The 12,317-nt window shown below is 45.6% G+C and carries 13 protein-coding genes and 1 other RNA gene; 6 read left to right on the top strand and 8 right to left on the bottom strand.

Annotation, left to right across the window (positions count from 1 at the left end; translation table 11 throughout):
- Window positions 1-2: 2 nt before the first annotated feature.
- Genes ACZND6_RS07185 through nikR form a run of 3 tightly spaced genes read left to right on the top strand, consistent with a single transcriptional unit; the run spans window position 3 to window position 1,948 of the window.
- Window positions 3-758 (top strand): ABC transporter ATP-binding protein, encoded by a 756-nt coding sequence (locus tag ACZND6_RS07185; protein WP_008810772.1) that lies wholly within the window; start codon window positions 3-5, stop codon window positions 756-758.
- Between the two features lie 7 nt (window positions 759-765).
- The gene (locus tag ACZND6_RS07180; protein ID WP_279173358.1) at window positions 766-1,473 is read left to right on the top strand and encodes a class I SAM-dependent methyltransferase; all 708 of its coding nucleotides are present in this window, start codon (window positions 766-768) and stop codon (window positions 1,471-1,473) included.
- A gap of 52 nt (window positions 1,474-1,525) precedes the next feature.
- Complete coding sequence (nikR, locus tag ACZND6_RS07175; RefSeq protein ID WP_008863413.1) at window positions 1,526-1,948, top strand: nickel-responsive transcriptional regulator NikR; 423 nt, start codon at window positions 1,526-1,528, stop codon at window positions 1,946-1,948.
- Window positions 1,949-2,049: 101 nt separating this feature from the next.
- Here the strand turns inward: nikR and ACZND6_RS07170 are convergent, their stop codons facing one another.
- The 3 genes from ACZND6_RS07170 to ACZND6_RS07160 all read right to left on the bottom strand — a co-directional run bounded on the left by ACZND6_RS07170 (window position 2,050) and on the right by ACZND6_RS07160 (window position 5,119).
- Window positions 2,050-2,583 (bottom strand): hypothetical protein, encoded by a 534-nt coding sequence (locus ACZND6_RS07170; protein ID WP_278748031.1) that lies wholly within the window; start codon window positions 2,581-2,583, stop codon window positions 2,050-2,052.
- Window positions 2,584-2,607: 24 nt separating this feature from the next.
- The gene (locus ACZND6_RS07165; RefSeq protein ID WP_489524492.1) at window positions 2,608-3,603 is read right to left on the bottom strand and encodes an ABC transporter substrate-binding protein; all 996 of its coding nucleotides are present in this window, start codon (window positions 3,601-3,603) and stop codon (window positions 2,608-2,610) included.
- A 169-nt stretch (window positions 3,604-3,772) separates the two neighbouring features.
- A complete protein-coding gene (locus tag ACZND6_RS07160; protein WP_418941866.1) occupies window positions 3,773-5,119 on the bottom strand; it encodes an ATP-binding protein in 1,347 nt (448 codons plus the stop codon).
- Between the two features lie 266 nt (window positions 5,120-5,385).
- On the opposite strand from ACZND6_RS07160, the gene ACZND6_RS07155 reads away from it, so the two are divergent.
- The 3 genes from ACZND6_RS07155 to ACZND6_RS07145 are packed head-to-tail and all read left to right on the top strand — an operon-like array spanning window position 5,386 to window position 6,848.
- A complete protein-coding gene (locus ACZND6_RS07155; protein ID WP_008810777.1) occupies window positions 5,386-5,748 on the top strand; it encodes an ArsR/SmtB family transcription factor in 363 nt (120 codons plus the stop codon).
- Window positions 5,745-6,671, top strand: coding sequence for a permease (locus tag ACZND6_RS07150; protein WP_008810778.1), 927 nt, complete (start codon window positions 5,745-5,747; stop codon window positions 6,669-6,671). The genes ACZND6_RS07155 and ACZND6_RS07150 overlap by 4 nt, the downstream gene beginning before the upstream one ends.
- A 15-nt stretch (window positions 6,672-6,686) precedes the next feature.
- A complete protein-coding gene (locus ACZND6_RS07145; protein ID WP_008810779.1) occupies window positions 6,687-6,848 on the top strand; it encodes a hypothetical protein in 162 nt (53 codons plus the stop codon).
- A gap of 121 nt (window positions 6,849-6,969) precedes the next feature.
- On the opposite strand, the gene ACZND6_RS07140 is transcribed toward ACZND6_RS07145, so the two are convergent.
- The 5 genes from ACZND6_RS07140 to ssrA all read right to left on the bottom strand — a co-directional run bounded on the left by ACZND6_RS07140 (window position 6,970) and on the right by ssrA (window position 12,057).
- Window positions 6,970-7,278 (bottom strand): ArsR/SmtB family transcription factor, encoded by a 309-nt coding sequence (locus tag ACZND6_RS07140; RefSeq protein ID WP_008863407.1) that lies wholly within the window; start codon window positions 7,276-7,278, stop codon window positions 6,970-6,972.
- The gene (locus ACZND6_RS07135; RefSeq protein ID WP_008810781.1) at window positions 7,262-7,813 is read right to left on the bottom strand and encodes a molecular chaperone TorD family protein; all 552 of its coding nucleotides are present in this window, start codon (window positions 7,811-7,813) and stop codon (window positions 7,262-7,264) included. The genes ACZND6_RS07140 and ACZND6_RS07135 overlap by 17 nt, the downstream gene beginning before the upstream one ends.
- Before the next feature lie 50 nt (window positions 7,814-7,863).
- The gene (locus ACZND6_RS07130) at window positions 7,864-8,625 is read right to left on the bottom strand and encodes a 4Fe-4S dicluster domain-containing protein (RefSeq protein ID WP_279173353.1); all 762 of its coding nucleotides are present in this window, start codon (window positions 8,623-8,625) and stop codon (window positions 7,864-7,866) included.
- Between the two features lie 14 nt (window positions 8,626-8,639).
- Window positions 8,640-11,189 (bottom strand): molybdopterin-dependent oxidoreductase, encoded by a 2,550-nt coding sequence (locus ACZND6_RS07125; protein ID WP_300817196.1) that lies wholly within the window; start codon window positions 11,187-11,189, stop codon window positions 8,640-8,642.
- A 501-nt stretch (window positions 11,190-11,690) separates the two neighbouring features.
- Window positions 11,691-12,057, bottom strand: a transfer-messenger RNA (tmRNA) gene (ssrA, locus tag ACZND6_RS07120).
- Between the last annotated feature and the right edge of the window lie 260 nt (window positions 12,058-12,317).

Here is a 12,317-nt window from a genome sequence, read left to right as displayed (position 1 = left end):
GGATGCTGAAACTGAAGATCGAAGGCTTGTCTTGTTCTATCAAGAACAAGGAAATTCTTAAGGACATCACGGTGTCCTTTCAGCAAGGCGAAATGGCTGCAGTACTGGGTCGAAACGGCGCAGGGAAGACGACGTTTATTCGCTGTATCGCGAACCTAATTGCTCATCAAGGCAGCATTGTTTTGGAAGAGGACGGCAAGAAGCTCGGTCGCTCTTCAATCGCATACTTACCGCAGCTCGAAAAAATTACGTCCTCGCTGACGACCTTTGAAACGATTCTTCTCGGACTGACTAAAACATTAAGCTGGAAAGTCTCGGAGGCTCAGCTTGCAAAAGTCTCCCAAGTCATTCGTGAATTGAAACTAGACGCTTTTGCCAATACTCCGGTGCGGAGTTTGAGCGGAGGACAAAAACAGCTTGTTTTCTTGGCACAGTCATTTGTCTCCGAGCCTAGGTTGCTTCTGCTTGATGAACCGACCAGCGCATTAGATGTCCGCCATCAGCTTGTCGTGATGGAGACCGTGCATCGTTACTGCAAGAAGAGAAACGCCGTCGCTCTATACGTGATCCATGACCTAATGCTGGCTTCCCGTTTTAGCGATGCCGTGCTGTTCCTCCATAACGGAATGGCGCATGCTTTCGATACTCCCGACGCCGTTCTTAACTCCGAGACGATCGATCCCATTTATCAGATTGAGAGCCTAATTGAGAAGAACAGCAGGGGACTTACGACTATGACTCCCATTAAACCTTTGTAAGATCGCTATGAACAATTTAGAAAAGATAAGAGAGTATTGGAACACTCGCTCCGAAGGCTATCGACAGCAGATCGAAAAGGAAAGAGAGGAGCATAAGGATGAGTTCTACAAGGAGTATTTCAGACAGATACCCGAGGTCTCGAAAGTGCTGGATATCGGGTGCGGTCCGGGTTTCTTTTCACTTCTTTTAGCCTCTCTCGGCATGAATGTGACCGCCGCTGATTATTCTGAAGGAATGCTGGAAAAAGCAAAAGATTTGCTTAATCGAAACGGCTATCACGATGTCGAATTCTGCCGAGCTGACGCACAGCATCTCCCGTTTGCGGATGCTTCTTTTGATGCGGTGGTCAGCAGAAACCTTGTATGGAATCTTGAAGATCCGGAAGCGGCTTATAAAGAATGGCTGAGAGTTCTTAAACCGGGCGGAAAGCTTTTCGTTTTTGACGGCAATCACTACTGCTATTTGTATAACGCGGAATATGCCTCTATCCAGCCGAAGGTTGACGCTTCTAGTAATCACGTCCTCCTCGGCATCAAAACGAACGTTATCGATGACATCGCGCGCGATCTGCCTCTAAGCAGACAAGTTCGTCCTCAGTGGGATGAAGAAGTTCTCGGCCGATTAAAAGCTAGCGCAGTCAAGAGTGAAGTCCTCCTATGGGAGGGAGAAAAGAAGCGGCTTCCTGTGCGTTTTTCGGTCACAGCAGTTAAGTAGCACACTACGACTTTGCGGTGATCGGTAAAAATTTTTAGAATCTCAGAAATTAATGAATCCGCAGATCATGCAACGAATCTCCATCACTGTAGACGAATCCCTGGCGCAAGCTTTTGATGAACTCATTGCTAAGCGAGGTTACCAAAATCGATCGGAAGCTTTCCGAGACCTTTTGAAGAAAGAGCTTGCCCAGGAGGCTTTGGTGAATCCTTCTCAAGAATGTGTGGCCGTCGTCAGCTACACTTACGATCATCGAAAGGCACTTCTGTCTAAGCGAAATGTTGACCATCAGCACGAACATTTAGACATGGTCATCAGTTCAATGCATGTTCATGCCACGCACGACACTTGTGTGGAGGCCGTGATCGCCAAAGGTCCTTACGACAAATTGAAAGTCTTTTGTGAAAACACGATTGCCGAGAAAGGCGTGGGCTGCGGAGAGATCAACTATCTGCCGATCCACGAGCATAAGTAAAGCGAAAAACCGGCGCCCTAATAAATGCCAATATTCGTCGGAGAGGACTAAATTGAAAGAGCCGTGAAAATTCTCTCACGGCTCAGGTGTAACTTGTTTGCTTAACCGACGATCTCGGTTTTCAGAATGTCCTCAAGTTTTGAGTTGACTACCGCGTCGTAAAGCCTGCCTTTGAAACCAATCCAAATTTCGGTTTCCTGCGGCGTGGCGGTTCCGGAATAGAACTTTCTGCCGGCCGCTAAAAACTCCGGAGAAATGATGCCGTCACGGACGGAGATTTTCATGAGTTTCTTTCCGTATCCGACTTCGAAATAAAGTTTGCCCCAGATGCATTCAGGTGCTTCGATCCCGTCGGTTGGAAGCGCCATAAAACGTTTGCGTGTCACACATCTGCCGATGAGTTCAGCAGAGTCTGTAATACCCGGACCATCGAACGCAGTTTTGAAAGTGATTAATTTTCTTCTGGCGGCTTCTCCCTCCGGCACAAGTCTGTCTAACGCGAATTTCATAACACGGAAGCAGAGAGCCAGACCGCCGCAGCGTTTGAGTCCGTGATATTTTTCGCAATCCTCTAAGGTGAGGACCGTGACGGTTTTACCTCCGTTTTCTGTAACTTTAATTTCTTCGTTTAGCATGGCATCAATTCCTTACTGAGTTTGTTATTCCATCGCAACCGGCAGAACCAATTCTTCCACGGTGACTTCATTTCTCATCATTCCGTTGTCTCGCAGGAACTTCTGATTCACTTTTAGATCTTCTAAGTCCTTGGTTGTCATCTTGTCGAAGTAGTGGCTTCGCTCCATCAGCGTTTTTGCATCTTCAATAGAGATGCCGTGTTCTTTTGCACCCATCTCAGCAGTTTCGGCAGGATGGTCTTTCATCCATTGCAAAGATTCTGCGTACACCTTATCGACGCGTTTGACGATGTCCGGATGTTCTTCGGCAAACTGTTTGGTGGTCGTCATCACAAGAGTGGGTTCCACCAATCTTTCTGCATTGATGATGGTTTTAGCGCCGGCTTTGTTCGCCTTGATTAAGGCGCTGCTTGCGACCGGAGCGGCGTCTGCATGACCGGCCAGAATCGTACTTAGTGCCTTAGGAATACCCGTGTTGATGAATTGGACATCGGACTCTTTCATGCCTTCCTTTTCTAAGGCAGCAGCGAGAAGCTGATGTAAGAAAGTACCTTTCGGACCAACGACTTGTTTGCCTTTGAGGTCTCTAACAGAAAGTTCCGTTCCGGGTTTAGACACAATTGCGAAGTTAGAGGTCGGATGAGCTGTTCCGGTAACCACTCTGACCGGAAGACCTTCAGAGTTGAGCATGAGAAGCGCAGCGGTATTCATGTTGCCGGCAATGTCCAGGCTCCCCGAACCCATAGCCCGAGCGGCTTGAGGACTCGTGCCCATGTTGTGCCAATTAATTTTGATGCCGTCTGCCTGGAATTCTTTTTCAAGCAGTTTGTGGTCCTTCATGACAAGAAGCTGGAGGACAAACGGCGGTTTTACGTAAGAAATATTGAGTTCTTTGATCGGTTCGGCTGCGGCGGCAGAAAACGTGGACGCAGTCATCAAGAAAGCAACAAACAGAGGTGCCAATCTCATGGTTTTTTCCTGAGAGACTTTGTTTAGGTTTGAGTGAGGAAGTTCGCTCATTTGGAATTAGTCCATTCCAGATGAGAACAATAATGAGAATTATAATCATTTAAAAGTAAAAAAGTCCGTCAGTTAAAAATAATTAGCAGCCTAATCGAGCTTATCTGACGGACTGGATTACTTTAGTTAATGTCTTGAACTTGCCTTTGTACAAGTTCAAGACATTGGTTCAATTCTTTATATCTTCCAAAGAGAGGCCTTTGAAAGACACGGAGAATTTTTGATACTTGGGGTTATTTTTGAGAAAAACCTTTGCTTTTTCCTGAAGCTTTTCGAGGTATATTTTTTTAGGATTTCTTTTTATTTCAGCAAATTGGATTTTGTCGACGAGTTCGTTGACTGCAACGAGGTCGATTTCGTTTTCTCCTCTTTTGTCCCACCATTGACCAACAGCCGTCCACGCCCCGTTTTCTGAGTAATCTTTTAAGAACCAATTTTCCAGAGTTCTTCCGCAGAAGTCCGGCCAAGCTTTATCAAAAAGCCCCTCAGACAGGTTCCATTGCGAACTTTCATAAAGTGATGCGAAAGTCATAGGCTCAATAAATTTGAACCAGAAACGGAAATATTCGTCGGTAAGGAGGTAACGGGTGCCTCTTCCGGAACTTTCCTTACCGAATGGATAGTTCTTTTTCAAAAGATTGAACTGCGTTTCAAGGCGAGACATGTAAGGGGCGAGATTGGTTGAAACTTCATTTTGAAGTTCCGACCATTGTGTCTTCCCATAAGCGATTGCTCTTAAGAGAGAAAAATAAGCGCTCGACTCCATCCGGAATTCGTTTCCGAGGATGACATGTCCGTCCTGTCGATACCAAGAACTCGCTTGAGAAAAAAGGAACTTTTTGAAACTCTTAACGTCCGAGCAACCTGATGAGGTAAGGAGCTCCATGTATCTAGGAACGCCGCCGGTCATAGCGTAAAACATCAGTAAATCCTCAGCGGTGAAGTCGGGATTGTTTTCTTCCAGATAATGTCGGATGGTGTGGCAGCTAAATGGCTTTATTTTGAGGAGAAGGTCAGTTCGTCCGTAAAGAGGTTCGTTAGCGTCAGAGAAGATATGTTTGATGGCGGAAATGATGGAGCCGCTCATGATCAGGAGGAGTCGGCTTTCATTTTTATTTTTATCCCAAACATTCTGTAGTTCAGACCAAAATTTTGGCGCGACGTAGTCCAACTCCTGGCATTCGTCAAAAACCAAAATCAAAGGCGTCGTTTTGCTCAGCTGCATACAAAATTCAACGAGTTCTGAAAGCTTGCTAATGCCAGGAAGGAATCCCTTCAGGTTCAACTCTCTCTTGATTTGAGCAAGGCAAGATTTCACGAGGTCATCCTCCGAATAGCCTCGCTGTATGAAAAAGTAGAGTGACGCGAGAGAAGATTCTTTAGCGAACTTGGTGATGAGTGTGGTTTTCCCGATTCGTCTTCGACCTGTGACGACGACAAGTCTGGACTCATTCTCAAGAAGAGGCAATTGGTCCGACAGCGTTTCTAACTCTTCTGTTCTACCGTAGAACTTCATAATTAACCTACAAACATTGTACGTACAATGATTGTAGGTTAATCAGAAGAGCGATTCAACTTTTAAAACTCTTTTGAGTCCAGGCCTAACTTTGAGAAAGATCAATCAAAAATAGAAGGATCCAAGGGATAAGAAGCTTTGATCGATGAACGCAGAAGTTTTGGAGAAAATCAGTTTTAACTGAAAATTTTCGGAGGATGTTTGACGTATGCAAATAAATGCATATAAAATCACATGCAATTATTTGCATATTTAAATGATTCTTCATGGTCTTAACATCATTAGAACAAAGTCTTCTTGTTTTCAAGGTGCTTTCTGATCCCAATCGTCTAAGGCTTTACTGGCTTTTGACCCATGTGGGAGCGGCGATTTGCGTATGCGAAGCGATGCGTGTTCTCGATCTTCCTCAATACGAAACTTCTAAGCATCTCAAACAGCTTCGTGAAGCTGGTTTGGTGGAAGCAGAGAAAAGAGGACGTTTTGTCTATTACAAGGTGAAAACTCCTGTCAGTTCATTTGTCCAAGGTATCGCTCAAGCAGTAAACGCTATCGATCCTGAAAGTTTCAAAGAAGATAAAAAACGCTGTAAAGAAATTTGCTGCTGTTTCTCGGACGAACAAGAAAAATGATTTCAAATATTGATTGGTCTCGATTCCTTTCGGAATTTACATATATTTTTTTCGAACTGATCTTTCTATTTTTCACGATCAGTTTCTTAGTTTCGCTTGCTCAGATTTTCATATCACAGAAGCGAATCGAAGGCTGGCTTAACCGTCCTAACAAGGTGATTAGTGCCGTGCTAGGCGCCTGTATCGGATTGGTGACGCCGTTTTGCTCGTGTTCCACGATCCCGGTATTTGTGGGACTGATGAAAAGCCGAGCACCATTCGCGGGAGCTGTTTCCTTTTTACTGACTTCACCGGTTTTGAATCCGGCCATCATCACTTTGATGGCGGCCTTCTTCGGTCTTAAGGCTACGGTCTTATATACCTTGTTTACCTTCGTTTTTGCTGTAAGCATCGGACTTTTACTAGATGCTTTAGGGTTCAAACGCTATGTGTATGACGTGACAGTAACCGGAGGCAAAACTTCGTCGGAGGCCTGGCATTCTTTTACAGGAACATTCCGAGAGAAGTTTTGGCATGCAGTCGTGTTGGCTTTCGGAGATTCCCTTGGACTGCTTAAGAAGGTCTTTCCTTACCTTTTATTCGGTGCATTAGTCGGCGGCTTTATTCATGAAGCGCTGCCGATGGATATTGTCGAAAAATTTGCCGGTGTGGGCGCCTGGTGGGCAATTCCTCTTGCAGCATTGGTCGGTATTCCGCTCTACATCCGAACCGAAACCATGATTCCGATTGCTTCAATTTTATATGGCGCCGGAGTTGGATCTGGGGTGTTGATTGCGCTTATTATCGGAGGTGCTGGTGCAAGCATTCCGGAAGTTGCATTGTTGAACTCTATTTTTAAAAAACAAATGCTGATAGCGTTTCTTCTGTCGGTGTTTTCGGTTGCATGCGTGACAGGTTATTTATTTAATTATTTTTCGTTTTAATTTAGTGGAGCAAATATGGCAGAAAAAGAATCATTCTTTTCAAGATTTTTTGGGAATAAGAAGAAAGAAGGCTGCTGCTGTCAGCTTAACATCGTAAAAAATGAAGAAAAGACCGAATCCGTGCCGAAAAAGAGCGACGAAGCCAAAGAAGTTGGCGGAGAAAAGGATAAAAAATAAAAACTCTGCGAAGACAATCTCCGATCCTTTGGCTCTTTTTTCAAAAAGTTTTAGCAAGGGATCGGGGATCGTAGCTGTTGGCCGATAGAAACCAACGCCTGTGAGATATCGTTAATTAAGGCTAGAGGAGAGTCTTGCTTTTCTTCATCACCACTACGCTTCTGGAGCAATGAAGGAAATTTTTAAGACAAGTCAGTTCTACTGAATAAATAATAGAATTTCCTTTTTTTTCAGACTTGACCACTTGAGCTTCCTTCAAACAGTTTAAATGCCGTGAGACAGTGGGCATTTCTAACTGAACGATAGCGGTAAGCTCAGAGACGGTTTTGGGGCCTTCAAGTAAAGCTTCAACCATCATCAATCTTGCAGGATGCCCGATTGCTTTAAATATTTTTGCTTGTTCCGTATAAATCTCAGGGAACTGCGCCATTCTTTTTTGCCTCCAATTTAGCCCATTCAGTAAAAAATTTCCCTAGATTTTTATAAAAGCCGTGTCTGGCCTCAACCTCCAATAGTTTCGACCAGTCCAGGATAAATTTGCTGAGAAATTTTTCAAAGTACTCAGGCTTTTCTTCTTTATCTAATAATTCATAAACTTCCAGAACAGGGACGATATGTTCCGGAAGTTCTTTAATGTCTTTTTCTGTTTCGAATCCTTTTTTCTCAAGGTAAGAAAGATATTCTTCTAGAATATTATCTCCTAACTTTGTCTTCCAACAAGTCAAATAGTTTTTGGCCAAAGGCGTACCGGGACTCAGGAATAATCTTGTGTAGTCCAGAAGCATTTCTTTAAACGCTTTAGAACTGGCAGTTCCCTGTGTGTACAGTTGGTCCAAAAGAACGGCTCTTCTTGCTAAATCTTCATCGAGATTTTCAGCTGCTTTTTTGAAAACATGCAGTTCTCTGAGCTCTTGTTCTGGTTCAAATAAACCAAGAAGAATAAGATTAAGCGGTGTCGTTTGCATAGTGTATTTAGATTGTCGGAAGAGGCTTAAGCCCCTTCCGAATTACTCAGTTATTCTCTGGGAGAGAATTGTCCGACATAGAAGACTTTAGGATTGGTTCCCTTGTCTTCTTGGAGTCTCCAAACCTTCGAAGCTTTCATCTTTGCCGAAATAGCAGATTTAGGATCATCTAAATCGCCAAAAATTCTTGCACCAGCAGGGCAGGCATCTACGCAGGCGGGATTAAGGCCGTTGGAAGTGCGGTGATAGCACAAATTGCATTTTTCCACTACGCCTTCTTTTCTCTGAGCGGCCGTATCTCCCGCTTTGAAGAGATTGGCATAAGCAGGAAGCGCTCCGGCTTTCTTTGCCAGCTCTAAAGCGCTGCCCGTGACGCCGTCAATAAGAACGGGCCTTGTTGCGGTGTCTCCTCTCGGGTCGACTCCTTTCGGATTGAAACTAATAACCGAATAGGATTTTCCGTCGAGACTTTCAGGGCCTAACTCGGCAGAGGAGTACGGGCAGGCATTTTGACAAAGACGGCAGCCGATGCATGCTTCGTCGTTGTGAAGAACAACACCTTCGGGACTGATGAACATAGCTCCCGTAGGACAGACTTTGACGCACTGTGGATTTTCGCAGTGATTGCACATCACGGGGACTGCGACTTGAGTGCTGTTCGGGAAAGTCCCCTTTGTTTCCTGCAGAAAATCAGCCCAGTTGAAAGACTGACCTTCGCCTCTCGTACGGGTGTTATTCTCCGCTTTGCACGCCAGAGCACAAGCTCCGCAGGAGGAGCATAAATTCAAATCAATGATCATTCCAAATTTCATTTCTCTCTCCCGGATTAATTGTTGCTAGAAACTTTCTTGATGCTGACGCGTGTGTACCCGCCGTTTCTGCAGGAAGTACCCGATAAACGATCGTAGTCATCAACAAGAATTTCATTGTTATTGCCGCCTCGTGGTGTCTTGCCGTATTCCTTGGCAGCAATTTGGCCGTATGCCCAATGGCCTTGTCCGTAGGCTTTTGCAACAGTGCCGGGACCTACGCCTTCCCAAAGTTTGACCTCTGTGACAATAGTGCCGACCGGAGAAGAAATTTCGACCAGATCATTATCTTTGAGGCCGAGCGCTTTAGCGTCGATCGGGTTGATCTTAAGAACATCTCCCCAAGAACGATCGCCTGCATCACATTTCTTGAATTCCTGCATCCAAGGAAGGTTCGCAGAACGTCCTTCTCGGTTCAAGCGGCTCTTATGATCGATGAAAAGGAAGGGGAATTGCTGTTGATCGCCATGGCGCAGCGGTGCTTCATAATGCGGCATCCAGCCTTTAATGCCCCTGGCTTGGTAATTACATAACTCAAGAATTTGGTCCGGAGTTGAGTTGTATTTCGCGGCATGCGTTTCTAATACTTTCTTCAAGTCGCCGGAAACAAATTCAAACTTGCCGCTCGGGGTCGGGAACTTGCAGCCCCAATGCTTCTTGTAAGTCTGAGGAGCAGAGTTATGCATACCCCTTTGTCTGAAGTCTTCCCAACCGTTGATTTGATCTCCGGGAATCGGCTTGGAACCATGGAGCCAGCACGGGGCAGAAGCTATCTTGGTTGTAATTAATTGGAATTCCTTTTCATTTGTGGGTTTTGCACCGGTTTCCGGATCTGCGAATTCGTTGGCGTAGTAGTTCAGCAGTGCAGGCCAGCCTTTCTTGGCCAGCTTTTCTGCGAGAAGCCAAGTGACTTCGTTTTCTTCCTGTTTTACATCCCAAATTCTGTCGCAAGTGGGCTGCTGCAGAGAGGTCCAGGCATGCATAGAGCCGAAACCGGTAACCGCGCCCATTCCCTCGGCTGCATTGAAGGTTGAGGGGAGCACAATATCTGCGAACTGGGTCATTTCAGACGGGAAAGGAACCATGTGGACAAAGAAAGGAACATTGCTTAATGCCTTTTCCCAGCGTTTGCCGTCAGACGCTGCAAAAGGAGTATTCGTCCAAGAACTAATCATGACCTTAATAAAGTCAGGATGTTCAAGCATGTAGTTAGCAATGTTGTTGGTGACAACACCGCTGCCCAGCTTCGCTTTCATGGCTGCCGGCATGTCCTTATCGCCGCGGCCGTCAATCTTCTTGCCTTTTCCGTGCGTCTTGGCCAACTCATCCACATATTTGTCCATTGACGGATACTTGCCGGTCAAGGCTTTAACAGGGTCATGAGTGCCGCCGACATTATCCACGGAACCAAGGATGCCGTTGAGTGCATGGACAACCATGGCGGAATAGGTTCCTCTCGGGTTCATGCAAACGCCCGGGCCCATCCAGACGATGACATTAGGAGCAGCTTTGCCAAGCGTTCTAGCTACTCTTCGGATCTGTTCGGGATCGAGTCTGCATTCCTTGCCCGCTTTTTCAGGCGTCCAATCTTTTGCCTCTTCGTTCCAATAGGTGACGAGGCCGAGCGTATTGTTTTCCTTGAAGGCTTCCGGCTTGACCGTTTTACCAGCAATGAATTGGTTTTTACTATCAACAAAGTCACCGACGAATTCTTTGTTCCAAAGTCCTTCGGTTAATAGAACGTGGGCAATCGCATTCGCTAAAGCTCCGTCTGTTCCGGGAAGAAGCGGCAGCCACTCTTTGGATTTCGCAGCAGCTGTAGAAAGCCGCGGATCAACGGTAATCAGAGTGCCGTTCTTTTGGAGGGTTCCAAGTCGAGAAATCACATTCGGGACCTGGCGGTTGGATGCGAAAGGATCTGTACCCCAGAAAACAACACACTTTGAATTTCCAAGATCGTAATCTCTATAAGAGAAAAGTCCTTGTGTATAGCCGGGTCCCATTTTCTCAGTTTCGGCACAAAGGGCGGAAGTCGAAAAATTATTCGGAGAGCCGAACAGTTTCGCGACAGTTCCGTATAAAAGGGCGTGAGACGTGTTTCCGTAGCGGCCTTTTAGATAAAGAAGTCTCTCAGGTTCGCCGGCATTACGAAGCTCCATCATCTTATCTGCGACGATATCTAAAGCCTCATCCCAAGTGATAGGAATCCATTTGGGATCGATACCTCTGCCTTTTTGCGGATTTGTTCTCTTTAACGGCTGCTTAATACGATCAGGGTCGTAATTCTCTTGTGGAATCAAATGACCTCTGGGGCAGCAGAAACCGTGATTGCCCTGAGAATGTTGGTTACCCCGGACGCGGGTGGCTCTTCCGTTCTGATTAAAAACTTCAATTGCACAGTACTGAGTGCATCCTTGGCAGGCAGATCCGATCCATCTGCCCTGAGCCGGGCTGCAAGGCAACGGCAGTCTTTTAACCGTTACACCCTGAGCTAATAAAGACGGGGCAGAGGCCATGAGGGCGGAGCTGCCGGCTAGCTCTATAAAGACTCTTCTTGTGAGTTTCATTAGATGTTCTCCTTAGGGAAAGAGATTGGGGATAAGCTAATTTGCTATTTAGCTATATTGCTAAATATAGAGAAAACATGGGAGGCCTGAAACAGTGTTTTTACGAAGGGTATTTTCTGAGCAGTATTTGTATTTGTAAGGTTTAACTCAAGAAAGACCTCAAAACTCTAGAAGTTATAGCAGAAAGAGATTTGAAGGTGATAAACAGGTAATAACATCAAAAGTAACTGTCTGTCCTTCTTGATTATTTATTTTTATGCCTTTGAAGAGCTGACTTTTACTAGCGTCGTAACCTTAATGGAAGGTGAAAAATTTTTCTTCCTTAAGATAAGAGACAATTGAGCTAATGAGCTTCATTCTTTTCACAATTGAAGTCAGGGTTACCGCTCAATTCATTAAAAGCGTTTTATGAGGCTCGAAAGACAGGGCAGAATGATTCTCGGCGCTTTACATAAAAATCGAGCAGGCATCCAATCGGATAACCTGCTCAACGATGTCTTGTGGTGGAGGCGGCGAGAATCGAACTCGCGTCCAGAAGCTATCAATACCAGCCTCTACGTGCGTAGCTAATTCACTTAGTTCTTACCGGCAACCCTGCAAACTAGCGATGCCAGTTGCCGGCCAGTTGCTAAGTTTCGCTCCCGCAGTCACAACTCCTGCAGGAACTAGCTCCTATGATATGTCGCTGCCGTCCATTGCGGGACCCGGCCTAGAAGCGAACCGGTCGCAGCGTCTCACCGGAAATTAAGCGGCGAGAGCGAAACGCTCATCGTTGGCGTTTATATTTTTGTAAGCGGTTTAGCGAGGAACTCACACCTCGGCACGCGTCCAAATATCTCATGGCCCCTGTCGAAACCAGGTCGCCCCCACGAGGATTGGTAATTTTATTAAAGACCGTCCTCCCAGTCAAGATTAATCTTGCAGATGTTAAGCAAACGCGACTTTGAGAGCATTTTCCAACACGACTTTGAGAGCGGTTAGCAACTCAACAGTGAGATCTATTTCCAACGCGATTTTGATAGTCCATACCAACGCAAATTTGAGATCGATCGCCAACGCAATTTTGGGTACACTCGTCGATTTATGAAGGAGAAACATGGTCAAAAAAATCAGTTCCTAAGGCGTTTT

This window comes from Parasutterella sp., assembly GCF_057870745.1.
Note: the sequence above shows the minus strand (reverse complement) of the source record. Positions and strands in the feature narration are given on the sequence as shown.

Bases quoted from the DNA above. Each gene is read 5' to 3' on its own strand.
- ACZND6_RS07185 (WP_008810772.1), top strand. From the start codon at position 3: ATGCTGAAACTGAAGATCGAAGGCTTGTCTTGTTCTATCAAGAACAAG.
- ACZND6_RS07125 (WP_300817196.1), bottom strand. From the start codon at position 11,189: ATGAAACTCACAAGAAGAGTCTTTATAGAGCTAGCCGGCAGCTCCGCC.
- ACZND6_RS07140 (WP_008863407.1), bottom strand. From the start codon at position 7,278: ATGGCGCAGTTCCCTGAGATTTATACGGAACAAGCAAAAATATTTAAA.
- ACZND6_RS07160 (WP_418941866.1), bottom strand. From the start codon at position 5,119: ATGAAGTTCTACGGTAGAACAGAAGAGTTAGAAACGCTGTCGGACCAA.
- ACZND6_RS07135 (WP_008810781.1), bottom strand. From the start codon at position 7,813: ATGCAAACGACACCGCTTAATCTTATTCTTCTTGGTTTATTTGAACCA.
- ACZND6_RS07145 (WP_008810779.1), top strand. From the start codon at position 6,687: ATGGCAGAAAAAGAATCATTCTTTTCAAGATTTTTTGGGAATAAGAAG.
- ACZND6_RS07150 (WP_008810778.1), top strand. From the start codon at position 5,745: ATGATTTCAAATATTGATTGGTCTCGATTCCTTTCGGAATTTACATAT.
- ACZND6_RS07130 (WP_279173353.1), bottom strand. From the start codon at position 8,625: ATGAAATTTGGAATGATCATTGATTTGAATTTATGCTCCTCCTGCGGA.
- ACZND6_RS07165 (WP_489524492.1), bottom strand. From the start codon at position 3,603: ATGAGCGAACTTCCTCACTCAAACCTAAACAAAGTCTCTCAGGAAAAA.
- ACZND6_RS07180 (WP_279173358.1), top strand. From the start codon at position 766: ATGAACAATTTAGAAAAGATAAGAGAGTATTGGAACACTCGCTCCGAA.
- nikR (WP_008863413.1), top strand. From the start codon at position 1,526: ATGAATCCGCAGATCATGCAACGAATCTCCATCACTGTAGACGAATCC.
- ACZND6_RS07155 (WP_008810777.1), top strand. From the start codon at position 5,386: ATGGTCTTAACATCATTAGAACAAAGTCTTCTTGTTTTCAAGGTGCTT.
- ACZND6_RS07170 (WP_278748031.1), bottom strand. From the start codon at position 2,583: ATGCTAAACGAAGAAATTAAAGTTACAGAAAACGGAGGTAAAACCGTC.